This is a genomic window from Streptomyces candidus (assembly GCF_014207445.1).
GTDB lineage: Bacteria > Actinomycetota > Actinomycetes > Streptomycetales > Streptomycetaceae > Streptomyces > Streptomyces candidus.
The window spans coordinates 172206-195700 of record NZ_JACHEM010000002.1; the positions used below are offsets into that span (position 1 = coordinate 172206).

Below are 23495 nucleotides of genomic sequence, written 5' to 3' on the forward strand. Positions count from 1 at the left end.
CTCTCGCCAGTTCTGGCTGACCGGGGCGCCGAGCTTGCGCTACGCGCGCCTGTGCTCGGGACCGGTGGTGAGCCTACGGCGCGCTGCCCACGTCAGGTCAGCCGAGCTTCAGCGGCAGCATGCTGAGGCCGCGGGTGAGGCGGGTTCGGCGCCAGGTCAGGGATTCTTCGGGGACGGCCAGGCGCGCGTTCGGGAAGCGGCTCACCAGGGTGCGGAGGGCGATTTCCACCTCGGCGCGGGCCAGGGGGGCGCCCGGGCAGCGGTGGATGCCGTGGCCGAAGGAGAGGTGGCCGCCGGCGTCGCGGTCGAGGTCGAGGCGGTGCGGGTCGGGGAATGCCGCCGGGTCGCGGTTCGCGGCTCCGGGGGCGATGAGTACCGGGAAGCCCGCCGGGATGTCGACCCCGCCGACGCACAGGTCCTGCGTGCTGTGCCGGAAGGTGGCCACGCTCACCGGGGAGTCGAAGCGGAGCAGTTCGTCCAGGGCGCCGGGGATCAGGTCCGGGTTCCGGCACAGCCGGTGGAAGGCATCCGGGTGCCGGAGCAGGGCCAGGACGGCGTTGCCGATGAAGTGGGTGGTGGTCTCGTGCCCGGCTACCAGGAGGAGGGCGGCCAGGGAGACGGTCTCGTCCCGGTCGAGCCCGCCCTCGTCGCAGTCGCGCAGCAGGGAGTGGAGCGCGCCGTCGCCGGAGTCGGCGCGGGCCGTGTCGACGAGGCGGGTCAGGTACTCGCCGATCCGGTGCGACGCGGCGTCGACCCGGTCGGTGTCGGTCGCGTCGAAGAGGTCTTGGGACCAGCGGGCGAGCCTGGAGCGGTCGGATTCCGGCACCCCCAGCAGCTCGCAGACCACGGTGACCGGCAGGGGTACCGCGAGTTCCGCGACCAGGTCGACGTCCGCGCCCGGCCGCCACGCGGCCACGAGGTCCTCGACGACCCGGGTGATGTACGGGCGCAGAGCCCGGACGCGGCCGGTGGTGAACAGCGGCGTCGCCACCCGCCTGTGGCGGGAGTGCGCGGGAGGATCGCTGGCCAGCATGTTGCGGGAGATCGCCGGGTGCAGGTCGCGGTTCGAGGGACGATCAGCGAAGAAGCGGGCCGTGTCCTTGGAGAGGCGGGGATCGGTGAACGCCTCGCGGGCCTCCGGGTGGCCGGTGATCAGGTACGCCTGGTGGCCGCCCGAGCCGGTGGGGATCCGCCGGACCGGGCAGCTTTCGCGCAGCCGGTCGTAGGTGGGGTAGGGGTCGGCGAAGAAGCGCGGGTCGCGCAGTGGGTCCTGCTGGGGGGCGGTCACGGGGCCACTCCGGTGTTCGCGGGCGCCGACTGCCGTGCGTAGGCGTCCGCCACGAGCAGCAGCCACGCGGTCTCCGCCGGGAGGTCGCCCCTGCGGGAGGCGGTGCCGGTGGCGGGTGGGGCCTCGTCGCCTTCGGAGGCGGCTCCGGCGTGCTTCGCGGCGACGGACGCGGCGATGACCGCCGCCTCCACCTCGGCGTCGCCCTCGGGAGTACCGGCAGTGCCGCGGCGGGCGACCTCGGCGGCTGCGGCGTCGCGTACCGACGTGGGACGGTACCGGCGCAGGGCCAGCACGCAGTCGTTGATCTCTATGACCCGGCGGTGCAGGTGGAAGTCGAGGTCGCGGGCGTCGGCCCCGGTGTTCCCCGGGTCGAGCACGACCTCGGGGACCGCCGCGGTGACCTCCCGCCACAGGGGTTCCAGCGCGGTGAACGAGTCCCGTTCCCAGCGGCGTCGGCGCAGTTGGCTGAGCGGCCACAGCAGGGCGGGGAGGGTGAGCCCGACGGTGATGAGGAGGACGGCGACGGCGGGCGCGGTCACGCTGAACGCACAGCGGAAGGGGGTCAGCGGGGTCGAGCAGCGGGCACCGTCGGGCACGAGCCCCAGGCCGAGGCCGATGGAGACCAGGGCGAAGAGCTTGTACGCGGCGTAGACGAGAGCGAAGCCGCAGCCCACCGAGGTCGTGCGCAGGCCCCAGCGCTGACTGCGCCGGGTCGAGCGCTTGGACTGCGCCCAGGTCTGCAGCAGGAAGTCCTTGGCCGTGTAACCCAAGTAGGAGATGTAGATGAGCACGTAGCACGCGTACAACACCGGGTGCCGTCCGGTGAGTTGTTCGGCGACGAAGAAGGCCGTCATGCCGGCGACGGAGAGGACGAGGGCGAGGACGCGCAGGCGGATCTGCCGGCGGGCCCGTTCGCGGTCCAGATTGAGCTGGAAGAGGAAGGCGAGGACCGAGGTGGCCGCCGTCAGGGTGAAGGTGTTGCTGAGGAGCCGGGCGACGTGGGGGACCACGGATTCGACCGCGCGCTCGACGGCGGGGGCGTAGGAGGCGAAGGCGAGGGCGAACGAGGTCAGCAACGCCGCCATCGCCCAGGTACCCGTGGGGCGGTGTCCGCCGCGTCCGCGCACCCAGTAGGCGGCGAAGCACAGCAGTACGACGGCGGTGCCCGTGAAGAGAATATTGATCATTTCCGGTGGCGTTTCTTCCTGTGCGGCTCGGCGAACAGCGCGTCCCAGCTCTCGGAGCCGCTGGCGGGCCGGCTCGACGGGCCTTCGCGTCCCCGGTACATGAGTTGTCGGATCACGCTGGCCATCACCTCGGCCTCGCGTTCGTCCTCGCTGGTGTAGCTGGTCCGGCCGGACATGCGCTGCACGAGGGCGGGGTTGAACCCGATCGCGCGCAGGTTGTCCTGGTCCAGTTCCAGGCTGCCGGGGTGGTCGCAGATGATGTGGCTGATCTCGTGGGCGAGGATGTGGTTCTGGTGGAGGGGGGAGGTGGCTTCCTCGTAGAACAACAGGTCGGCGTCCGCGGTCTCCAGGCGGATGCCGCACGGGGCGTCCATGGCGCCCAAGGTGCTCAGGGGGCGCAGGATGATGGGGCGTCCGCGCTGCTCTGCCACGGCGTCGCGGAGGTCGCGGGTGCTGAAGCGGTGCGGAAGCCGGAGCGCCTCCACGCGTGCCTCGCACGCGGCGCGGAGCTGCTCAAAGTCCATGTCCTCACTCCGGTGCCGCCGGTCGCGGGTCGTCGGCCGTCGCGAGCCTCTCCCTGGAGGGCCCGGTGTGCGCGCCCATGCTGACATGTTCGCGACTCCGCGGTACGGGCGGGGGTGTTGCCGCGGAGGTGCCTCGCGGCCCGGGATGCCGGGCCTGTCCCGGACATGGCGGACGCCCCCTGTCGATGGCCGGCCACCGGGGTCGCCCGGGCGGGATCGCGCGTGCGCCGCCCGGTGTGCGGCTCAGTCGTCCAGGTTGAGGTCCTGCGCGGGGTCGTCCGTGCTGAGCCCTTCGAGTTTCCGGGCCTGCTCGATGACGGTGGACAGCATCTTCAAGCTGTCGACGCTCAGGCCGTTGGCGCGCAGGGCCACCTTGCGGACGTCCTGATCGCGCATGGCGGCGAGGAGGCCGATCTCCGCCTTGGTGCGTTCGGCCGCCGCGCTGTCGACGAAGTAGCCCGCCGGTACGCCGAAGAAGTCGGCCAGGGCCTTGATGGTGTGTCGCGTCGGGTTCCGCTTGGCGCCGGTGCGCAGTTGCTGAATGGCGCTCGCCGTCACCCCGCGCCCCTCACCGGTCGCGGCCTTGCGGATTCCCTCGGCGACCTCCGCGTAGGTGTAGGGCCCCCGGGACGGGGGGTGTACCTCGCGGAAGAGGTGGTCCAGGAGTTGGGCGAAGGTGAGCGACCGGTCATCCTCCACGTACACGACCTCCTTGACGTGATGTCGAGCCTTCGCCCACCACAGTGTTTTTCGAAGCCCCTCGGGCCGGGTCCCGGCGACACTTTGGTTGACGCCGGGCAGTCACTCTGGTGTACGTTACCAATGCTTCGTCGCCACTGCAGTGTCGAGGGGGTGGCGGCGTCGACCGGGTCGGGGTCGAGCTTCACGGGGGTGAGCTCGGCCAACGGCCCGGGAGCGTCGCGGCCGCGGCGGACGGGCTCGCGCCGGTCGGCGCGCGGGACGTCATCAGCATCTGACGCGCGCAGGGCAGCCCTTGCACCCCGTCCGCCCACCGAGCGTCCGGAGCGCCTCGTTGTGGGCGGGCCCGTGTGCGGTGGACGCCGCAAGGTACGCGTCATGAACACCGTGGCGAAACGAGCTCCGCGATCCCGGGCCGGGGCCAGGGGTCCTGCATGGCTCACACCCCCCGTGCAGACTTCAGCAGGCGGCGCGCGATCAGGCCGGCAGGTCCATCAGGAGCAGGGGGTCGGAGGTGGGTTGTGCGGACCCTGCTGCGGGTTCGAGGGTGAGGCCGATCGCGGTGGCGTCGGAGGGGTCGCCGTCGAGGAGAACTGTGCCGTCCGTGCGGATGAATCCGGCAGGGCGCATCGTGCCCTTGTGGTCCAGCCACAGTTGGTATGTCTTGCCCGGCGCAGGGTCGGGCAGGCCGGTGGCGGTAAAGACGGCCTTGTGCTGACGGTCGGACGTGACGACGCTGGTCAGGGCGCCGTTGGCGGTCCGCCCGTGCGCGGTGCGGGAGTCCGGAGCGGCCAGTACTGCGCCGACGGCGTCGAGTTGCTGCCGGACCTGTAGGGCCCGCTGCTGCGAGTCCGCGTTCTGCTGGTGCTGCCAGGCGGCGAGGCCGCCCAACGACGCGGCCGCGGCCAAACAGGCGGCGAGCGCGAGGGACCCTGTCCTGCGTCGCGGGCTTCCGGTGAGGCTCGTCGCCGGCGTGGGGACAGGCACGCGTGGGGGCAGTTGACGCACGCCGTCGATTGCGCTGATCGTCCGCTGCTTCACGGGGGGCGGAGGGTCCTGGGCCACAGCGCGGGCAAGCCGCGCGGCGGTCGCCCCGAACTCCGCCACTTCCGTCCGGCAGTCGTCACAGCGCCGGAGGTGGTCGCCGAAAGCGTCCCGCTCGGCAGGGTCAAGGGCGTTGAGGGCGTAGGCGGCCGCGAGGGCGTGGATGTCGGACTGGTGCTGTTTCACAAGGACACCCCCATGCAGCCGCGGAGCCGGATCAGCCCGTCGCGCATGCGTGTCTTGACGGTGGGAAGCGGAGTGCGCAGGGACTCCACGACCTCACGGTAGGTCAGCCCTTGGTAGTAGGCCAGGGTCACCGCTTGACGCTGTAGTTCGGTCAGACCACGCAGACAGCGGCGGACCTGCTCACTTTCCCACCGGGTCTGTACCTGTTCGGCGACCTCGTCGTACCCGGGGGACCGCTCGCGAGCGGCTTGGGCACGTTCGCGGTCGGCCGAGGCCTGGGCGGAGCGGACGCGGTCCACGGCACGCCGGTGGGCGATCGTGGCGGCCCAGGTGATGACGCTGCCTGCTTCGGGCCGGTAGCGGGCGGCCTGCCGCCAAAGACCGATCATCACTTCCTGCGTGACCTCCTCCGACTGTGCCCGGTTGCGGACGATCCTGGTCGTGATCCCGAACACCAGGGGTGCGAGCGTGCCGTAGAGGGTGGAGAAAGCCTGCTTGTCGCCGCGGGCGACCTGCTGGATGACCTCGGTGAGATCACTGCGCCCGGACCGGTCACGAGGGCCGAAGGGGGGCGCCTGGTTCACCGGCCGCCCTTCGGCTGTGGCGACCGGACGAAGTGACCGGCGGCCGGCCGGTGGGTGCGTGTTCATCGCATATGCGTCCTTGGTCGTAGAAGGGACCGGCTGTCACACCGGCAGCCTGGCCATAGAGCGCGGGGGTCTTTGCACAGTCTTCGTAGCGGACGGATGTGCGGATGGGCGGGTGTTTTGTCAGCAGGGGAACAGTCGGTTCACCGGTGCGGGTGAACGCGGTGGTCGCGGCCCAGCCAACGGTCGAAGGGCACCGAAGAAGCGGGTGAGAGCCGGGAGCGTTCACCGGCTCTCGACCGGCCGCATGGGACATCCGTGCGGCGGGCACGAACCCTTTCCTTGGGAGGCATTGCAATGGTTGGTATCTGCAAGAGTCTGGCGGTCGCGGTGGCGGCCGGTGCCGTGGTGCTCGGCGGAGCGTCGCTGGCCGCGGCCGACTCCGGGGCGCAGGGCGTCGCCGCCTACTCGCCGGGTGTCGGCTCCGGCAACCTGATCCAGGTGCCGATCCACGTCCCGGTCAACGCGTGCGGGAACACGGTCAGCGTCATCGGCCTGCTCAACCCGGCCTTCGGCAACACCTGCGGCAACGGCTGATCTCAACAGGCCGTCAGGTTCCGGTCCAGCGCCGCGTCCGGGGTGGGGGCGCGGACCGGTGACCAGCCCGCGGTCGCGGCCGGGAGACGTATCCGGCGCCTCGTGCAGCGGAACCGCGACTACGGGCTGGTCGGCTGCGGGCGTTGCCGGCCCGGTCGCCCGCAGCTCCGCCTCCGCTCGCTCCGGGTGCGCACGCCGATGGTCTGGCCAGCACAGGGACCCGCGGTCAGGGGGCGTCACTGAGGCCGACGACACCAACCCCCGTCAGGACCGGCGCGGACCGGTGACCGGAAGAGGGACACCCACGCGATGGCTCCGCGTGCTCAGCACGGCCGGTGTTCCTTCGCCGCCCCAGGGTGTGGCGCCCCCGACGAAGCCGCTGCGCAGGCAGGGTCGGCGCGTGGGAACTGAACCTCTCTGAACCGGCGTCGCGAATTCGTCGGGCAGATGACCAATCCGCCGGGCGAGTGCCACCGAATGGCCTGTGTGAGCACCTTCCGCAACACCCTCACCCGGTCCTCTCTCGGGGCACTGGCCGGCCTGCTGGCCGGGTTCACCGCGCTGGCCGTGGCCGAGCTGACCGCATCCCTCGTACGCCCCGAGGCGGGGCCCGTGACGGTGGTGGGCGGCGCGGTCATCGACCGGACTCCCGCGCCGGTCAAGGACTTCGCGATCCGGACGTTCGGCGAGAACGACAAGATCGTCCTGCAACTCGGCATCCTGGTCCTCCTCGGCCTGTTCGCGATCGCCCTGGGCATCCTGGCGCTGCGGCACCGGCGGGTGGGGGCGGCCGGAGTTCTGCTCTTCGGGATCGTCGGCTCGGCCGCCGCCCTCAGCAGGCCGGACACCGCGGGCGTCGGAGACGCCCTGCCGTCCATGGCCGGCGCGGTGGCGGGGGCGGTCGTGCTGTACCTCCTGGCGGGCAAAGCCGCTCCCGCGGGCTCCTCGCCCCGTGACGAGGGCGCCGGGGGCGGATGGAGCCGGCGGGGGTTCCTGACCACCGCGGCCGTGACCGCTGCCGCCGCCACCGGAGCGGGGGTACTGGGCCGGGTGCTGTCCCAGCAGCGTGGGCAGGGAGCGGTCACCTCCCGCAACGATCTCGTCCTGCCCCCGCCTGCGTCTCCGGCCCCTCCGGTACCGGCCGGAGCACAGCTCAAGGTCCCCGGGATCAGTGCCTTCACCACCCCGAACCGGAACTTCTACCGCGTCGACACCGCCCTCGTCGTGCCGAAGGTCGACGCGGACACGTGGCGGCTGAAGATCCATGGCAAGGGCGTCACGCGTTCCCGCACGTACACGCTCGACGACCTCCTCGCCCGACCGGCGATCGAACGGGACATCACGCTCACCTGCGTCTCGAACGAGGTCGGGGGGCCGTACGTCGGCAACGCCCGCTGGCTCGGTGTACGCCTGTCCGACCTGCTCGCGGAATGCGGCGTGCAGCCTCCCTCGCGGGGCGGCAAGGCCGATCAGCTGGTGGCCCGTTCGGTGGACGGCATGACGCTCGGCTCCCCGGTCGAGGACGTGATGGACGGGCGGGACGCGATGCTGGCCTTCGGCATGAACGGCGAGCCCCTGCCGTTCGACCACGGCTTCCCCGTCCGCATGCTCGTCCCCGGCCTCTACGGGTACGTCTCCGCCTGCAAGTGGATCGAGGACATCGAGCTCACCACCTTCGACACCTACGACCCCTACTGGGTGAAGCGGAAGTGGGCGCGCAAGGCCCCGATCAAGACCCAGGCGCGCATCGACACCCCCAAGCCCTTCGCCCGGCCCGCAGCCGGCAGCGTGACCGTCGCAGGCGTCGCCTGGGCCCAGCACCGCGGCATCACCCGTGTCCAGGTGCGAGTCGACGACGGCCCCTGGCAGGACGCCGACCTCGCCGTCCAGGACACCGTCGACACCTGGCGCCAGTGGTCCTACCGCTGGCAGGCCGCCCCCGGCGGGCACACCCTCACCGTCCGCGCCACCGACAGCACCGGCCAGGTCCAGACCGAACAGCGGGCGCGGACCGTTCCCGACGGGGCGAGCGGCTGGCACAGCGTCTTCGTCACCGTCACCTAGACCACCTGGACCACCTAGACCACCGGGCCCCCGGGCCCGTAAAGACCCCATCGCCATCCCGATACAGAGCAATCAACTCTTCATAGGAGCAACAGAGATGAACTCCCTGCGCATGCGCCGCGGCGCGATCGCCGTCGCCGCCGCCGTCGTCCTCCCCCTCTCGCTCGTGGCCTGCTCGGACTCCGGTGGCAGCACCGACGCCGCCGCGCCCAGCACGGCCCCCGCCGATCCGGCCACGGCGAGCGAGGCCCCCACCGAGGACGCGAAGCCGATGGACGGACCCTTCGGCCCGGCGTGTTCCGGCGTGCCCCAGGACGGCGCGGGTTCGTTCGACGGCATGGCCAAGGACCCGGTCGCCACCGCGGCCTCGAACAACCCGGCCCTGTCCACCCTGGTCACCGCGGTGAAGAAGGCCGGTCTGGTCGACACCCTCAACAACGCCGAGAACATCACGGTGTTCGCGCCGACCAACGACGCCTTCGCCAAGATTCCGAAGGCCGACCTGGACAAGGTCCTTGCCGACAAGGCCACGCTCACCAAGATCCTCACGTACCACGTCGTGGGCCAGAAGCTGGCCCCGAAGCAGTTGGAGAGCGGCTCCTTCGAGACCCTTCAGAAGGGCATGATCACCACCGTCGGCTCGGCCGAGGCCTACACCGTCAACGACACCTCCAAGGTCGTCTGCGGCAACGTCAAGACCGCCAACGCCAACGTCTACATCGTCGACACCGTCCTGATGCCCAAGTAGCCGACGAGGCGCAGCGGCGCCCTCCGGAGCATGCAGCGGCCGGTGGTCGGGCACCCCTCACTGCGAGGGATGCGCGACCACCGGCTTTGCTCACTTCTGGTTGACGGGCAGGGCGAGGTCGGTGACCTGGTGCTTCTTGGGGAAGGCGCCCTTGTGGGTGGCCCTGCCGGAGAGGAGGTCGACGCCGTACAGCCGGTAGCCGTTGCCCCCGTCGACGGCGGCGAAGCCGTGGTTCATGCCGGTGGACGGCCAGGTGTAGATGTCGAAGCCGGCGTCCGGGCCCGCGTTCGGACCGAGGTTTCCGACGGGGGCGAGGGTGCCCGCGTTGGCCGGGGACTGCAGGGAGATCCGGTCGGTCATGGTGTCGAGGTCGAACAGGGTCGTCGCTGTCGCGGAGTTCAGGTCGTTGTTGGTGTAGGCGGCGCCGGTCACCCCTCGCGCGGTGGACGGCGGGGTGGACGGATTGGTGAGCGTGCCGTCCACGGTCGTCGACAGGGGCGCGGAGGCGTCGTCGATGTTGTGCCGGAGGTTCTGCCCGGTACTGGAGATGACCCGGAGCCGGTTCGCGGCAGGGTTGAAGTCGACGCCGAAGGCGGTGCCGGTCAGCCGGACGCTCAGCTGGGACACCTTGTCGGCGCGTGCGTTCGTCGTGTTGAGCGTGTAGATGCCCCCCTTGTCGCCGACGCCGTACAGCTTCTCGTCCTGCACACGGAAGTCGATTCCGACGAGCCCGGTGTCGCCGATGAGGCCCGTCACCTTGCCCAGCGGCCAGGCCTTCGACGGCTTGTGCACGTCGAATTCGACCAGGCGTTGGCCGGCGGTCAGGCCGATCGCGGTCAGCCCCTTGTGGTCCGTGGCAGACACGGTCGGCGGCGCGGTACGGTCTGCGGCGATCGCGGGCACGGCGCACAGGGCGGCGAGTACGACAGCGGTGGCGGCAGCAGCGGTGCGGTGTCGCAAGTGCACTCCCAGAGGTGAGGCCCCGGCCCGGTCGGCCGAGGGCACATGGTGTATTCGCCACCGCAGGCGCTTTGGACGGGTCGAGAAGTCAGAGATGGCCAGTGACGACCAGGTTGGCGCGGTACCGCTGCTGGGAGTCGTCCCAGTCGGCGCAGGTGATCAGGGTCAACTGGGGTTGTGACGTGGGGGCGTAGACGCTCCGGGAGGGGAAGTCCCCTTTGGGGTGGACGGCCATGCGGGTCACTGTGAAGCCGACTCTGGTCCCGTCCTGGCGCGTCAGACTGATGCGATCGCCCTTGCGCAGGGCGCCCAGGCGGTAGAAGGCGGCGGGGCCGTTGGCCGAGTCGAGGTGCCCGACCACGAGCGTGTTGCCGTATTCCCCCGGTGTCGGGGAGCCGTTGTACCACCCGGCCCGGTCCGCGTCCTTCGGCATGGCGATGGCGCCGTCCGCGGTCGTGCCGACGGGCACGATCTTCGCGCTCAGGCCGACCTCGGGGATGTCGATGTGTTCGGGGCGGGATGCGGGCAGGGGTTGCGCACTTCCCTGCGGAGGCTCGCGGGAGGGATCGGACCGCCCTGCGAGGACGGACTCGGGCGGAGCGGGGGGTGCCGAGGGAGAGAGCGCGACCTCGGCCAGTAGGGCGAGCGCGGTCGTGGTGAAGGCGATGGCCGTCGCAGTGTGAACACTGCGACGGCCACGGGGGCGAAAGCCATTCATACGGGTCAGTTCTGGCGGATGCCGCGGCGACGCAGGTACATCACACCGCCGGCCGCGACCAGCAGACCGCCGGCGGCGGTGAGTGCCATGGTGTCACCGTCCTGGGTGCCGCCCATGCCTCCGGCGACCGCTCCGGCCGGCGCCGTCTTCAGCGGTCCGCACAGGGCCGGGTTGGTGGCCTCCGAGGGCAGCGTGGCGTCGAGGTCGCTGGGACCGAGGTTGTTGTCGTACTTGCCGTTGCCGTTGTAGTCGATGCCGTGGACGACGACGACGGCGTTGTCGGAGCGCAGACTCGTCGCGGTCTCCTCGTCGACCGTGAGGGTGCGGTGGTAGGTGTAGGAGGCGCCCTTGGGGAAGCGGTCGACCGCGAGGGCGGCGTGGGAGGCGCTGGTGTCGCCGGTGGTGGTGAGGGAGGCGCCGATCTTGCCGTAGAACGGCAGTCCGTCGGTCGTGTTCATGCTCAGCGAGCCATTGTGCTTCTTGGCCGCCGACGCGGGCGGGCACTGGCCCTTGGCGCCGATGTGGAAGTGCTGGGCGTGCGGCGCGTCGGCGAGCAGGCCCTGCGTCTTGATGGTGATGGTGGCCTCGTGCCCCTGCAGATGGACCGTGGCCGTGCCTGAGCCGGTCACCTTGTTGGTGGGGACGGGGGAGAGGGTCGCGTGGAGGCTGTTGCCCCCTGTCTCGTCGGCGGCGAGAGCCGCCGGGGCGAGGGCTGTGCCGCCGGCTATGACGGTGAGGACGGCGATCGCGGCGGGGGTGGCCTTCTGCACGGGTACTCCTCGAATGGGAACCGATGACAACTCTGTGTCGCTGTAGGAGCGCACAGAGTCATCTTTGGTCGCTTTCGTCCGTTTCGCCATCCCAGTCGGAGCTCTCGGGTGGGACCATCCCCGAGGCAGAGGCCGCCACGGCGTCACCGCTGCGGGGCGTCCCCCGGCACGACCTGCCGTCGGCGAAACCTGCGGAGGGAGCGGGCCGTGCTTTCGTCCCCGCCCGGCTACTCGCCGCCGACACCCTGCTTCTCCAGTTCCCTGCGCAGCGCCCGCACGGCGTAGAAGGCGCGGCTCTTGACGGTGCCGGGCGGGATGCCGAGGTGCTCGGCCGCCTGGGCGACGCTGCACTCCAGGTAGTACATGAGACGGATGACGGTTCTCTGCTGCTCGGTCAGCTCCCGCAGGGCCCTCAGCAGCGCGTGGGCGGTGAGCGCGGATTCCGTGGTGTCCCAGGAAGCGTCCAGGTCCTCGACCGGCATGAGTTCCAGCGGTCTGATCTGCCGGGTCCTGTGGTGGTCGATGACCAGGTTCCGGGCCACCGTGTACAGCCACGGCCGTATCTGTTCGCCGCGCGGGCGCAGGTACCGGGCGTTCTTCCAGGCGCGGGCTGCGGTCTCCTGGAGAATGTCCTCCGCCTTGTGCCAGTCGCCGTCCAGCAACCGTGTGGCGTACCGGAGGAGCAGAGGCCCGTACTGCTCGTAGATGTCCCGGATGAAGGCGTCGCCGTCGCTGTCCGGTGCGACGTGGCGGGCGTGCGCCCGGGTGGGAGCGAGGAGGGTGGTCCCCGCTGCGGTGATCGCGCTCATGGGTGGTGCCCGTTCCTGTTCAAGTGTCTGCGGCGCGCTCGCCCGCCTGCGCGGGGGAGCGGTCCCACACTCGAAGAAGGCCCTTGCCCGGACCTTGTCGCTTCCTTGTCGGGGCCGGAGGGCAGCTGTGGCGATCCACCCGGAGAAGAAACGTCCGTCGTCAGCGGCGCAGGGTGAACCCTCGCACCGTTCCGAGCGTTCAGCGGGAGAGGGACGCACCCGCGGAGGGGGAGGCGCACGGGTCGGCGACCGCGGCTTCCGGGGGAAGCGTGGGGATACCCTTGTCCGCCTGCCCCCGGCGAATGGGTGGAACGTGGCCGCACGCCGCCGCGGCCCGGCCGTGGCCTATGGGGCGGGATCAGCGGTCCGCGGCACCGGCAGCTCGTGGTTCCCGGCCGCCCTCTCGGGCACGGCGGGCGTGGGGTCCGTGTCCATGTCCAGGGCGGTCAGCCGGTCGCGGGCCTGCTGGGCGGTGTGGGGCATCGCCCGTGCCTCGGCGTTTTCGAGGGAGTGCAGCCAGTCCGCTCGGGCGCCTTCCCGGTCGCCCTGGGCCAGCCGGGTGTCGCCCAGCCGCATTGTCGTCCCGATGGCGTTCCGGTGGTCGCCCAGTTCCTCGAACGCCCGCGTCGCCCGCTGGTAGGTGGCCACCGATTCCTGGTAACGGCCGAGCATGCGGAGGGTGTGGCCCAGAATGTCCCAGGCCTGGGCCAGCTGCCACGGCGCGTTCAGGCGCTGGAACAGGTCGATGCCCTCCTCGCTGTACCGGAGGGCCTTGCCGAGGTTTCCCAGGTTGGCGTGGAACCAGGAGAGTTCGACGAGGCACTCGGCCAGCCACAGCTCCTCACCCATCTGCCGGGACAGTTCCAGTCCCCGCTCGGAGCCCGCCACGGCCTCCTGGATCCGGCCGAACAGGAACAGCGCACACGCCATGAGGTAGTGGGCCCTGGCCTGTTCACCGACCTCGTCGAGTTCTTCGAAGATCGTGACGGCGCGTCGCAGGTGGTCGAGGGCCTGCTCCCGGTGGTCGAGGTACCCGTGGATGCTGCCGAGGTGGCGCAGGCAACGGCCCTCTTCGAGGCGGTCGTCGCGGCGTCGGGCCACGTCAAGAGCGGGGGACAGTGCGGCGATGGCCTCGGGCCAGAACTCCTGGCGGTTGAGGTGTTCGCTGAGAGCCCAGGAGAGTCCGGTGGTGTGGTGGTCCAGCTGCCGGCCGACGGCGGTGTGGAGCAGGCCGGACAGTACCCCTTGTTCGGCGGTGAGCCAGTCGGTCGCCTGCTTGACGGTGGTGAGTTTTTCCGGGGTGACATCCGCGTGGGGTGCGCCGAGGTCGAGGTCGCGCGACCTGTCCTGTTTGAGCAGTTGGTTGGCCTCGTAGGCGGTGAACAGGTAGTGGTCCAGCACCCGGAGAGTTGCTCGATGGCGTTCCCCGGCGGTGTCGTGGGAGCCGTTGAGTTCGTCCGCGTAGCCGCGCAGCAGGTCGTGCAGGCTGTAGCGGCCGGGCGACGGTTGCTCCACGAGACAGGAACCGACCAGTTCGGCGAGGGCTCGGCGGGTAAGGGGGAGGGGCATGCCGACAAGACTGGCGGCGGCCGGGACGGTGATGTGCGGACCGGGATGCAGGGCCAGGAAACGGAAGAGCCGGGCGGCGGACTCCTCCAGGGCCCGGTACGACCAGGAGAAGACGGCGCGTACGTCGGTGGTGGTGTCGGAGCCGGTGAACGCGTCGAGACCGCCCTGGGCCTGTCGCAGGTCGTCGGCGATGGCGTGCAGGAGGAAGGACGGATCGAGCTCCGCGCGGGCGGCGACCACGGCCATGGCCAGGGGAAGCCGTCCGCACAGGCGGATGATGTCGGCCGTCGCGGTGGGTTCGGCGTCCAGCCGTTCCGCTCCCAGTCGTCGCTCCAGGGCCTGGCGGGCCTCCGTCTGCGAGGGCAGCGGGAGGGAGAGGGGCTTGGCGCCGTCGCTGGTGATCAGGCCGGGGAGACGGTTGCGGCTGGTGATCAGCGTGAGGCAGCCCGCTCCCCCGGGAAGCAGGGGGCGGACCTGCTGCTCGTCGCGGGCATTGTCCAGGACGAGGAGGATCCGCCGGTCGGCGAGCAGGCTGCGGAAGAGCGTGCTGCGGCCGTGAGTGTCTTCCGGGATGCGCTGCGCGGGCACGCCGAGGGCGGTGAGGAATCCGTGCAGGGCGTTGCCCGGCGGCACTGCGGGCGCGTGCGGGTGGACACCGCACAGGTTGACGAAGAGCTGTCCGTCGGGGAAGGAGGAGGTGATGCGGTGGGCGTGGTGGACGGCGAAGGTGGTCTTGCCGACGCCGGGAGTACCGCTGATGACGACGACGGGAGCCTCGGCCGGCGCGGGCCGGCCCGGTGCCCCGCTCACGGCCGACAGCCACGCGCTTTCGGCCGCCCGGCCCGCGAACACCGGGAGACCGCGGGGCAGTTGTGCGGGACGCGCCAGGGCAGGTGGCGGGGCTCCCTTCTGCTCCGTGGCAGCACCGGCAGTTGGACCGGACAGGCCGTCCGCGCCGGGGCCGACGGCTGGGGCTGCCTCGGCCTCGCCGGATGCTCCGGCCCCGGCGGTGGCGAACGGGCCGTGGCTGTGCGCGGTGTCGCCGCCGCCGGGGACGCTCGCCGCGCCGTACCCGTTCGGTGCGGAGGCCGGGTGAAGGGGCGGCAGGTCGTGATGGAGGATGCCGTGGTGCAGGGCGCGCAACGAGGGGCCCGGTTCGAGTCCGAGTTCGTCGGCGAGAAGCCGGCGCAGGTCGGCGTAGCGCTGCAGGGCTTCCGGGTACCGGCCGGCGAGGTACAGGGCGCGCAGCAGCAGCGCCCAACCGGTCTCCCGCAGGGGGTGCTCGGTGGTCATCTCCTGCGCCGCGTCCAGGGCGTCGGTGATCCGTCCTTGCAGGAGCAGGGCGGTGGTGCGGATCTCGCGGGTCGTCTGCCGCAGCTCTTCCAGGCGGGCCGTCTCGTGGGTGGCGAACAGGTGGTGCGCCGCATCGGCGAAGGCGCTGCCGCGCCACATCTCCAGGGCTCTGCGGGCCTCCTCCACCGCCTGTTCGGGCCGGCCTCGTTCCATGGACCGTTGTGCCTGGGCGAGGGCCCGCTCGAAACGTACGGTGTCACGGCTGCCGGGCGGCACCCGCAGGGCGTAGCCCAGGGGTTCTGTGACCAGCACCTCGAAGGTGCCTCGCCGGCGCAGGTGCTGGGGTTCCAGGACCGCGCGGACCTTGCTGATGTGGGCGTGCAGGGAGCCCAGCGCCCCGCGGGGGGCTCGTCCCGGCTGCTGCGGCCACAGTTCCTCGCACAGCGTTTGCGGAGAGACCGCCCTGCCGTCGGCGAGCAGGAGGCGGATCAGCAGCAGCCGTTGTCTGCGCCGGCCCGGATCGATGTCCGTGCCCGCCCGGCGTACCACCAGCGGCCCCAGCACTCCGAAATCGAGTCCCTGCCCCACAGCTGTCACCGCGCCCACCCGGAATCCGGCTCGGCGGTGCCGCCATCGGGGGCACACGCATGATCATGTCCTGCGGACATGTGTGCGGCCCGCTCCCGCGGTGACGAAAGCCGGCTGCCGGTCCACATGGCATCCGCTCGTTCCTCGTCGCGATGACCTCCCCGCCGGGTCGAGGGGCCGACGCGGGTGATCGGAGCGGTGAGCACCCCGTCGTCCGCCTCCCCAGTCCCGGACATGACATTAGCAGGACGCCACCTGGCGTGTCGGCGCCGTCGATCTTCGGACCTCACGCCGACGGACGCCGTTCACCTGGGGCGATGCGTGAACCGCAGCGGCGTTCACTCCGTTGGGTGAGCGAACGGTCGTCGTCCGGAGTGAGGGAAAGTCATGGTCAACGTCGAAGGAAAGAGCACCGCGCGGTTCGAACCGGTCCGCGCAGCGCTGGCGGCGCACCTCGCGTCGGGGGAGGAGTTGGGGGCGTCGGTCGCCGTCGATGTCGACGGGGTCATGGAGGTCGACCTGTGGGGCGGTCACGCCGACGAGGCGCGGACCGTTCCGTGGGAGCAGGACACATTGGTCAGCCTGTGGTCGACGACCAAGACCCTCACCAGTCTGGCGGCCCTCGTCCTCGTCGACCGGGGGGCACTGGACCTGGACCGTCCGGTCGCGTACTACTGGCCCGAGTTCGCCGCCCGGGGCAAGCAGGACATCGAGGTGAGGCACGTCCTGGCGCACACCTCGGGGCTGTCCGGCTGGCAGCAGCCCTTCACCATGGACGATCTGTACGACCGGCCGGCCGCGAGCGCCCGGCTGGCCGCGCAGGCACCCTGGTGGGAGCCGGGCACTGCCTCCGGCTATCACGTGCAGACGCAGGGACAGCTGGTGGGAGAACTCGTCCGGCGGGTCAGAGGCCGCACCCTGACCGAGTTCGTCGACACCGAGATCGCCAAGCCGTCACGGGCCGACGTCCAGATCGGTGCGCGACAGGCGGACTGGCCGCGCATCGCCCCGTTGGTGGCCCCGGCGCCGCTCGCCGGGATACCCGAGGGCCTCGATCCCGAGGGGCTCTTCGTCAAGACGCTGCTCGGAAGCCCCGCGCGGGACGAGCACGTCGACACCCCGCGGTGGCGTCGTGCGGAACTGGGAGCCGTCAACGGACACGGCAACGCTCGTGGACTGGCCCGTGCCCTCTCCGTGATCTCACGGCGCGGCGAGGTGAACGGCGTCCGCCTCCTCTCCGAGGAGACCGTGGACAAGGTCCTCGACGTGCAGGCCGACGGGGTCGACCTGTTCCTGGGCGTTCCTGTGCGCTGGGGCGTCGGCTTCGCGCTGGCCGATGCGAGGACGATGCCGCACATGCCGACCGGAAGGGTCTGCTTCTGGGTCGGCCGGGGCGGCTCGATCGTCATGATGGACCTCGACCGGCGCGTCACGTTCTCGTACACGATGAACCGGCTGGGCGACGGAATCCTCGGCTCCGAGCGCACCCACAGCTACCTCAAGCACGTCTACGAGGTACTGGACTCCACACGCTGAGGCCCGCCCGCTCCACCCCGGTGACCGGGACCCGGAGTTCCGTGGTTGTTGCGGCCCGCCCCGCGTGCCCCAACGGCCGCGTGCGGCACCCGCGAACAGGACCCGCGAACGGAGAGCCCGCGGTCGTGGTGAACCGAACCCGCCCTCCGCTCGTAGGACAGGACGCGGGACGTTCCGCCCCGGCAGCCGGGCCGGGTGGCGCGCCCCGGGGCCAGGAGCGCCGTCGCCACCCTCAGCCGCTGCGGCGCACCGCCCACCCAAAGCCCCGTCCGGGTGTCACTCACCCAACGGTCCGACAGGGACCGCCCCTCAAGCCGACCTATCAAGGCCGACCTCCAAGGAAAATGGACACACGCATGCGTATCCCCCGCCTGGCCCGTCCGAGCCGCAGATCCACCCTGCTGGCAGTCGCAGCGACCCTGGGGCTGTCCGCGACCGCCGTCGCCCTCCCCGCCGTAGCCGGTGCGGCGTCCCACCACCCGATACGTCCGACGATCGTGCTGGAGCACGGGGCGTTCGCCGACGCCGCGAGCTGGGACGGCGTGGTCAAGCGGCTCCAGCGCGCGGGCTACCGCGTGGTGTCCGCCGCCAACCCGCTGCGCGGTCCTGCGACCGACGCCGCCTACCTGCGCAGCGTCGTCGATCACATCGACGGGCCCGTGGTCCTGGTCGGCCACTCCTACGGCGGAACCGTCATCAGCCAGGCCGCCGCGGGCCTGGAGGGCAAGGTGAAGGCGCTGGTCTACATCGCCGCGTTCCTGCCCGAGACGGGCGAAAGCTCGCTCGGACTGACGAACAAGTTCCCCGGGAGCACCCTCGGCCAGGCGATCGAGTCCGTCAACTACACGCTGCCCGACGGCGGTCGGGGAGCAGACGTGTACATCAAGCCGGAGAAGTTCCGCGGCCAGTTCGCCGCCGACGTGCCGGCCGACAAGGCCGGACTGATGGCGGCGGGACAGCGTCCGATCGCCGCCGCCGCGCTGGAGGAGAAGTCCACGAAGGCCGCCTGGAAGACGATCCCCAGCTGGTCGCTGGTCACCACCGAGGACCTCAACATCCCGGTGGCCGCCCAGCGTTACATGTCGGCCCGGGCCGGGGCCCGCACCACGACCGTCGACGCCTCCCACGCGGTGACCGTGTCCCGCCCCGAGGTCGTCACCCGCGTCGTGGAGCAGGCGGCCCGCACCGTCCGCTGACCGACAGCACCGTTCCTGCGCGTCGTCGCACACCCCGACGCCCACGCCCCCGCGGGCACCGCACCACCCGGCACCTCCCTCATCGAAAGGCAGTGACCACCATGGCGTTCATCACCGTTGGCCAGGAGAACTCGACCAGCATCGAGCTGTACTACGAGGACCACGGCACCGGGCAGCCGGTCGTGCTCATCCACGGCTACCCGCTCGACGGCCACTCGTGGGAGAAGCAGTCCGCCGCGCTGCTGACGGCCGGCTACCGCGTGATCACGTACGACCGGCGCGGATTCGGCCGCTCCAGCAAGCCCACCACCGGGTACGACTACGACACGTTCGCCGCCGACCTGAACACGGTCCTGGAGACCCTCGACCTCAACGACGCGGTCCTGGTCGGCTTCTCCATGGGTACCGGCGAGGTCGGCCGCTACCTGGGTACGTACGGCTCCGCCCGGATCGCCAAGGCCGCGTTCCTCGCCTCCCTCGAACCCTTCCTCCTCAAGACCGACGACAACCCCGGCGGCGTGGACGGCGGCATCTTCAAGGACATCGAGGCGGCCGTCACCGCCGACCGGTACGCCTACTTCACCGCGTTCTACGAGAACTTCTACAACCTCGACGAGAACCTCGGCGCCCGCATCAGCGAAGAGGCCGTCCGCAACAGCTGGAACGTGGCCGCCGGGGCCTCCTCGTACGCCTCGCTGGCCTGCGTGGCGACCTGGTCCACCGACTTCCGTGCCGACCTCCCCAAGATCGACGTCCCGGCACTGATCCTGCACGGCACCGCCGACCGGATCCTGCCCATCGAGTCCACCGGCGAGCTCTTCCACCAGGCGCTCCCGGAGGCCGACTACGTGGTCATCGACGGCGCGCCCCACGGGCTGCTGTGGACCCACGCCGAGGAGGTCACCGAGGCACTGCTCGCCTTCCTCGCCAAGTGACCGACCACGCACGGCCGGCCGCTCCCGCGCCGGCGGCCGGCCCGCCGTACGGGGGGCCTGCTCGTCGGTTCCCGGACGGCTCGTCGGCAGGACGCTGAACCGGGTGCACCCCCGTCGTGACGGCGACGGGGGTGCACGCTCCTGCCGGGCCGTGTCGTGCCCCGGTTTCAGTTCCGGCGGCGCAGCCGTGCTGCCGCGACGATGCCCAGAACGACACCGACGGCCAGTACCAGCAGCCCCCGGAACCAGACGTCGCGTTCGATCTGGGTGGCCAGCAGGATGCAGGAGAGCGCGCCGAGGACCGGCAGGACCGTCGGCGCCCGGAAGTGGTCGTGCTCCACCTCGTCGCGGCGCAGCACCAGGAGCGACGTGTTGACGAGGAAGAAGACCACCAGCAGGAGCAGCACCAGGGTGGAGGCGAGGGTGGCCACGTCACCGGTCAGGGCGAGGAGCAGCGAGAGCGCGCCGGTCGCGGCGATCGCGGCCCACGGGGTGCGCCGGCCGGGCAGGACCTTCGTCAGGAAGCCCGGCAGCAGACCGTCCTGGGCCATGCCGTAGGCCAGTCGTGACGACATGATGCCGGTGAGCAGCGCGCCGTTGGCGACCGCCACCAGCGCCACCGCGCTGAAGAGTTCCGGGGGGACACCGCCGGCCGCCCGGACCACTTCCAGCAGCGGACCGCTGGATTCGACCAGCTTCGCGGTCGGTACGGCCGCCGCCGCGGCGGCGCCGACCAGTGCGTACACCGCGCCCGCGGTGATCAGGGCACCGAAGAGCGCCCGGGGATACGAACGCCGCGGGTCCTTGGTCTCCTCGGCGACGTTGACGGACGTCTCGAAACCGACGAACGAGTAGTACGCGAGCACGGCCCCGCTCAGCAGCGCGGCCAGCGGGCCCTTCTCGGCGGTCCCCAGGTCGGTCAGCCTGCCCATGTCCCCGTCGCCGCGCAGCACGATCCAGACGCCCAGGCCGATCACCAGCAGCAGCCCGCCGACCTCGATGACCGTGGCGACGACGTTGGCCCGCGTCGACTCACTGATGCCCCGCGCGTTCAGCAGCGCCAGCGCGGTCAGGAACACGATCGTCACCAGGACCAGGGGCAGGGTGAAGAACTCGGTCAGGTAGTCGCCGCCGAAACCGCGGGCGAGCGCCGCCACCGAGACGATGCCGGCGGCGAGCATGCAGTACCCCGCGAGAAAACCGGTGAACGGCCCGTACGCCCGGGTCGCGTAGTGGGAGGAACCTCCCGCGCGCGGGTACTTGGTGACCAGCTCGGCGTACGAGGCGGCGGTCAGCAGTGCCAGGCACAGGGCGGCGAGAAGCGGGGCCCACACCGCGCCCCCCGAGTCGGCCGCGACCTGGCCCACCAGGACGTAGACGCCGGCGCCGAGGACGTCGCCGAGGATGAAGAAGTAGAGCAGTGACGTGGTCAGGGTCTTCTTGAGCGGCGTTCCCGCGGCAGCCGCCGGAGAAGGGGAAGCCGTCGCGGAGCCCGACGTTTCGGGCTGGTCGGATGGATTTTTCACGTGGTGCCGTATACCCCGTGCGGCGTCCGGCAGACGGCAAGTCCCCCGGACGCCCGAGTGGGCAGGCGTCGCGGGGGCCCGTGGTCCGCTGGTCGGCGCCGGGGCGTCCTTCGGCCGGTGATCGCGTCGCGGCGCCGCGACGACACCTTTCCACCGGTACGGCACGATTGGTGCGACACCATGTTTCCCCGGCCGCACCGGCCGTCGGCACGCGGAGAGGACAGCACGTGGAACCCACGCCGCGAGAGCCCGCCCCGTACGAACCCGGGCAGCGGCCCCCGGGCCCGGCCGCTCCGCCCGAGCAGCCCGCGCTGTTCGGCTGGCCGGACGACGACCCCGTCCCCTCCGTGCCGCAGCCGTTCCGGGACAGCCCCCGGGCACGTCGGATGCTGGACGTCCAGGAGGTCTACGCGGAGCGCGCCGCACTCGACTCCCCGCGGGGCCGGCAGATCATGGCCCGGCTGCCGGGAGTGCGGGTGACCGAGGTGGAGAGCCACTGGCGCATCCCCTCCCTCCACGGCAACGACGGCAACGTCTCGCGGTGGGTGCGCGTGAAGACCGAGACCCTCGTCCTCGGGGTCAAGCACTCCCTCGTGACCCGCCCCAACGGCAGATCGGCCGACTGGATCGCCCCGGGCCCCTCCAACGGCTGTGCGATGGCCTGCGCGTACTGCTACGTCCCCCGCCGCAAGGGCTACGCCAACCCCATCACGCTGTTCACCAACATCGAAGCGATCGTGAGCCACGTCCGCCGCCACGTCCGGGCCCAGGGGCCCAAGACGACGCCCAACCAGTGCGATGCCCACTCCTGGGTCTACGACATCGGCGAGAACGGCGACTGTTCCGTCGACGCCCTGGTCTGCGACAACACGGCGGACCTCGTCGCCGCGTTCCGCGCTCTGCCGACGGCGAAGGCCTCCTTCGCGACCAAGTTCGTCAACCCCGACCTGCTCCGCCTCGACCCCCAGGGACGCACCCGCGTGCGGTTCTCCCTCATGCCTCCCGACGACGCCCGTCTGCTGGACATCCGCACCAGCCCCGTCGCCGAACGGATATCGGCGGCAGCCGACTTCCTCGACGCGGGTTACGAGGTCCACTTCAACCTCTCGCCCGTCGTGCTGCGCCCGGGATGGCAGCGGGACTGGGCGGAGCTTCTCGTGCACCTGGACGACGTCCTGCCCGAACGGGTGAAGGAGCAGGCGGCGGCGGAAATCATCATGCTCACCCACAACGAGGCCCTGCACGAGGTCAACCTGGGCTGGCACCCACGTGCCGAAGAGGTGCTGTGGCAGCCCGCGGCCCAGGAGACCAAACGCTCGCAGAACGGGGCTCTCAACGTGCGCTACACGCCGCAGGTCAAACAGCAGTCGCTGGCGAGGCTGCGGCAGCTGCTCACCGCGCACGCGCCGTGGCTGCGGATCAGGTACGCCTTCTGACACACGCCGGACAGCGCGCCCGCGTCACCCGGCACCACCGCTTCGGTGGCCCACGGCATCCGCCGCGGCCACAATGGCGGGGTACCCGCACGGGCGGCCGTACGGGTCCGGCCCGGCGACGGTCCCGTGCCGCGAACCGCAAGGGGAACGACATGCGGCTACGGACGAGCGACCTCACGGCCCCCGGCTACCGGCGGCGCCGCCACGGACACGGGTTCAGCTACCTCGGCCTCCGGGGCGAGCGCCTCACCGACGCCCGCGAGCTCCAGCGGGTGCGCGCCCTCGTGATCCCGCCCGCCTGGCGGGACGTCTGGATCTCCCCGCATCCCAACGGTCACATCCAGGCCGTGGGCACCGACGAGGCCGGCCGCCGCCAGTACCTCTACCACCCTCTCTTCCGTGAGCAGCAGGAAGCCGCCAAGCACGCACGGGTCCTGGAGCTGGGTGCCGTGCTGCCCGAAGTGAGGCGCGAGGTCGCCACGGGCCTCGGCGGCCCCGGCCTGAGCCGCGAGAGGGTGCTCTCGCTCGGTATCCGCCTCCTCGACGTCGGCTTCTTCCGCGTCGGGGACGAACGGTACGTGCGGTCCCACGACTCCTACGGCCTGACCACCGTGCGGCGCGACCAGATCACCGGCCGCCGCGGAGGCGTCGTCTTCACCTACGCGGCGAAGAGCGGCACCCGCTACTGCCGCGCCATCGACGACGCCGAGGCATGCGCCGCCCTGCGGGCCCTGCTGCGCCGTCGCGGCGGCGACGAACGGCTCTTCGCGTACTGGGAGTCGCGTCGCTGGCACCCGGTCAACGCCGGAGACCTGAACGAGCACCTCCGTGGCCTGGCGGGTCTGGACGTGACCTGCAAGGACTTCCGCACCTGGCACGCGACCGTGCTGGCCGCCGTGGCGCTCGCCGTCTCCGCCCCGGTGGCCGGCGCCTCCCAGGCCGCCAGGAAACGCGCCTGCGCGCGGGCGGTCCGCGAGGTCGCCGGCTACCTCGGCAACACCCCGGCCGTCTGCCGCTCCTCCTACATCAACCCGCGCCTGTTCGAACTCTTCGACGAGGGAAGGACCATCGCCCCGTCCCTCGCCTCCCTCGGCTCGGCCTCCCGGACGGGCACCCTCGCCACCCACGGCCCGGCGGAGGCTGCCGTCCTGCGCCTGCTGGGGTCATAACCTCCACAGAGGGGGCAACTGGCAGCTCCCGCCGCGATACAGGGACTCCTACGGTTTCGGTACCCC

At 71.4% G+C, this 23495-nt stretch carries 20 protein-coding genes; 8 read left to right on the forward strand and 12 right to left on the reverse strand.

Going from position 1 to position 23495, the window contains the following annotated elements; genetic code table 11:
* Positions 1–97: 97 nt before the first annotated feature.
* The 6 genes from HNQ79_RS03775 to sigK all read right to left on the reverse strand — a co-directional run bounded on the left by HNQ79_RS03775 (position 98) and on the right by sigK (position 5512).
* A complete protein-coding gene (locus tag HNQ79_RS03775; protein WP_185026853.1) occupies positions 98–1288 on the reverse strand; it encodes a cytochrome P450 family protein in 1191 nt (396 codons plus the stop codon).
* A complete protein-coding gene (locus tag HNQ79_RS03780) occupies positions 1285–2475 on the reverse strand; it encodes an MAB_1171c family putative transporter (RefSeq protein WP_185026855.1) in 1191 nt (396 codons plus the stop codon). The genes HNQ79_RS03775 and HNQ79_RS03780 overlap by 4 nt, the downstream gene beginning before the upstream one ends.
* Positions 2472–2999 carry a M48 family metalloprotease gene (locus HNQ79_RS03785; RefSeq protein ID WP_185026857.1) on the reverse strand — a complete coding sequence of 176 codons (528 nt, stop codon included), beginning with the start codon at positions 2997–2999 and terminating at the stop codon, positions 2472–2474. Before HNQ79_RS03785 ends, HNQ79_RS03780 begins: the two co-directional genes overlap by 4 nt.
* 243 nt (positions 3000–3242) lie before the next feature.
* The gene (locus HNQ79_RS03790; protein ID WP_185027604.1) at positions 3243–3698 is read right to left on the reverse strand and encodes a helix-turn-helix domain-containing protein; all 456 of its coding nucleotides are present in this window, start codon (positions 3696–3698) and stop codon (positions 3243–3245) included.
* Between the two features lie 477 nt (positions 3699–4175).
* The gene (locus HNQ79_RS03795; protein ID WP_185026859.1) at positions 4176–4928 is read right to left on the reverse strand and encodes an anti-sigma factor; all 753 of its coding nucleotides are present in this window, start codon (positions 4926–4928) and stop codon (positions 4176–4178) included.
* Positions 4925–5512, reverse strand: a complete 588-nt coding sequence (gene sigK, locus HNQ79_RS03800; protein ID WP_229923213.1) for an ECF RNA polymerase sigma factor SigK — start codon at positions 5510–5512, stop codon at positions 4925–4927. The genes HNQ79_RS03795 and sigK overlap by 4 nt, the downstream gene beginning before the upstream one ends.
* 360 nt (positions 5513–5872) lie before the next feature.
* Between sigK and HNQ79_RS03805 the strand changes: the two genes are divergently transcribed.
* From HNQ79_RS03805 to HNQ79_RS03815, 3 genes are all read left to right on the forward strand, one after another.
* The gene (locus HNQ79_RS03805; RefSeq protein ID WP_185026863.1) at positions 5873–6112 is read left to right on the forward strand and encodes a chaplin; all 240 of its coding nucleotides are present in this window, start codon (positions 5873–5875) and stop codon (positions 6110–6112) included.
* A gap of 477 nt (positions 6113–6589) precedes the next feature.
* Positions 6590–8176: a sulfite oxidase gene (locus HNQ79_RS03810; RefSeq protein WP_185027606.1), complete on the forward strand. Its 1587-nt coding sequence runs from the start codon at positions 6590–6592 to the stop codon at positions 8174–8176.
* A 97-nt stretch (positions 8177–8273) separates the two neighbouring features.
* On the forward strand, positions 8274–8924 hold the full coding sequence (locus tag HNQ79_RS03815; protein ID WP_185026865.1) for a fasciclin domain-containing protein: 651 nt from the start codon (positions 8274–8276) through the stop codon (positions 8922–8924).
* Positions 8925–9014: 90 nt separating this feature from the next.
* Here the strand turns inward: HNQ79_RS03815 and HNQ79_RS03820 are convergent, their stop codons facing one another.
* The 5 genes from HNQ79_RS03820 to HNQ79_RS03840 all read right to left on the reverse strand — a co-directional run bounded on the left by HNQ79_RS03820 (position 9015) and on the right by HNQ79_RS03840 (position 15640).
* The gene (locus HNQ79_RS03820; RefSeq protein WP_185026867.1) at positions 9015–9884 is read right to left on the reverse strand and encodes a DUF4394 domain-containing protein; all 870 of its coding nucleotides are present in this window, start codon (positions 9882–9884) and stop codon (positions 9015–9017) included.
* A gap of 88 nt (positions 9885–9972) precedes the next feature.
* Positions 9973–10602 (reverse strand): class F sortase, encoded by a 630-nt coding sequence (locus tag HNQ79_RS03825; protein ID WP_185026869.1) that lies wholly within the window; start codon positions 10600–10602, stop codon positions 9973–9975.
* 5 nt (positions 10603–10607) lie between these two features.
* The gene (locus tag HNQ79_RS03830) at positions 10608–11372 is read right to left on the reverse strand and encodes a hypothetical protein (protein ID WP_185026872.1); all 765 of its coding nucleotides are present in this window, start codon (positions 11370–11372) and stop codon (positions 10608–10610) included.
* A gap of 227 nt (positions 11373–11599) precedes the next feature.
* On the reverse strand, positions 11600–12181 hold the full coding sequence (locus tag HNQ79_RS03835) for a sigma-70 family RNA polymerase sigma factor (RefSeq protein ID WP_185026874.1): 582 nt from the start codon (positions 12179–12181) through the stop codon (positions 11600–11602).
* Between the two features lie 345 nt (positions 12182–12526).
* The gene (locus tag HNQ79_RS03840; RefSeq protein WP_229923212.1) at positions 12527–15640 is read right to left on the reverse strand and encodes an AfsR/SARP family transcriptional regulator; all 3114 of its coding nucleotides are present in this window, start codon (positions 15638–15640) and stop codon (positions 12527–12529) included.
* A gap of 378 nt (positions 15641–16018) precedes the next feature.
* Here HNQ79_RS03840 and HNQ79_RS03845 point away from each other — a divergent pair, with 378 nt between their 5' ends.
* The 3 genes from HNQ79_RS03845 to HNQ79_RS03855 all read left to right on the forward strand — a co-directional run bounded on the left by HNQ79_RS03845 (position 16019) and on the right by HNQ79_RS03855 (position 19298).
* Positions 16019–17167, forward strand: a complete 1149-nt coding sequence (locus tag HNQ79_RS03845) for a serine hydrolase domain-containing protein (RefSeq protein ID WP_185026876.1) — start codon at positions 16019–16021, stop codon at positions 17165–17167.
* Positions 17168–17523: 356 nt separating this feature from the next.
* Positions 17524–18363 carry an alpha/beta fold hydrolase gene (locus tag HNQ79_RS03850; protein WP_185026878.1) on the forward strand — a complete coding sequence of 280 codons (840 nt, stop codon included), beginning with the start codon at positions 17524–17526 and terminating at the stop codon, positions 18361–18363.
* Positions 18364–18464: 101 nt separating this feature from the next.
* Complete coding sequence (locus HNQ79_RS03855) at positions 18465–19298, forward strand: alpha/beta fold hydrolase (RefSeq protein WP_185027610.1); 834 nt, start codon at positions 18465–18467, stop codon at positions 19296–19298.
* Between the two features lie 167 nt (positions 19299–19465).
* Here HNQ79_RS03855 and HNQ79_RS03860 read toward each other — a convergent pair whose 3' ends face one another.
* A complete protein-coding gene (locus tag HNQ79_RS03860) occupies positions 19466–20731 on the reverse strand; it encodes an APC family permease (protein ID WP_260421508.1) in 1266 nt (421 codons plus the stop codon).
* A 404-nt stretch (positions 20732–21135) separates the two neighbouring features.
* Between HNQ79_RS03860 and HNQ79_RS03865 the strand changes: the two genes are divergently transcribed.
* Together HNQ79_RS03865 and HNQ79_RS03870 are read left to right on the forward strand one after the other, a co-directional pair.
* Positions 21136–22260, forward strand: coding sequence for a spore photoproduct lyase family protein (locus HNQ79_RS03865; RefSeq protein ID WP_373312476.1), 1125 nt, complete (start codon positions 21136–21138; stop codon positions 22258–22260).
* Between the two features lie 152 nt (positions 22261–22412).
* On the forward strand, positions 22413–23429 hold the full coding sequence (locus HNQ79_RS03870) for a DNA topoisomerase IB (protein ID WP_185026882.1): 1017 nt from the start codon (positions 22413–22415) through the stop codon (positions 23427–23429).
* Positions 23430–23495 lie beyond the last annotated feature (66 nt).

Excerpts from the sequence above, each read along its gene's own strand:
- HNQ79_RS03780 (WP_185026855.1), bottom strand. The coding sequence starts at position 2,475 with ATGATCAATATTCTCTTCACGGGCACCGCCGTCGTACTGCTGTGCTTC.
- HNQ79_RS03785 (WP_185026857.1), bottom strand. The coding sequence starts at position 2,999 with ATGGACTTTGAGCAGCTCCGCGCCGCGTGCGAGGCACGCGTGGAGGCG.
- HNQ79_RS03805 (WP_185026863.1), top strand. The coding sequence starts at position 5,873 with ATGGTTGGTATCTGCAAGAGTCTGGCGGTCGCGGTGGCGGCCGGTGCC.
- HNQ79_RS03810 (WP_185027606.1), top strand. The coding sequence starts at position 6,590 with ATGGCCTGTGTGAGCACCTTCCGCAACACCCTCACCCGGTCCTCTCTC.
- HNQ79_RS03815 (WP_185026865.1), top strand. The coding sequence starts at position 8,274 with ATGAACTCCCTGCGCATGCGCCGCGGCGCGATCGCCGTCGCCGCCGCC.
- HNQ79_RS03825 (WP_185026869.1), bottom strand. The coding sequence starts at position 10,602 with ATGAATGGCTTTCGCCCCCGTGGCCGTCGCAGTGTTCACACTGCGACG.
- HNQ79_RS03835 (WP_185026874.1), bottom strand. The coding sequence starts at position 12,181 with ATGAGCGCGATCACCGCAGCGGGGACCACCCTCCTCGCTCCCACCCGG.
- HNQ79_RS03845 (WP_185026876.1), top strand. The coding sequence starts at position 16,019 with ATGGTCAACGTCGAAGGAAAGAGCACCGCGCGGTTCGAACCGGTCCGC.
- HNQ79_RS03850 (WP_185026878.1), top strand. The coding sequence starts at position 17,524 with ATGCGTATCCCCCGCCTGGCCCGTCCGAGCCGCAGATCCACCCTGCTG.
- HNQ79_RS03855 (WP_185027610.1), top strand. The coding sequence starts at position 18,465 with ATGGCGTTCATCACCGTTGGCCAGGAGAACTCGACCAGCATCGAGCTG.
- HNQ79_RS03870 (WP_185026882.1), top strand. The coding sequence starts at position 22,413 with ATGCGGCTACGGACGAGCGACCTCACGGCCCCCGGCTACCGGCGGCGC.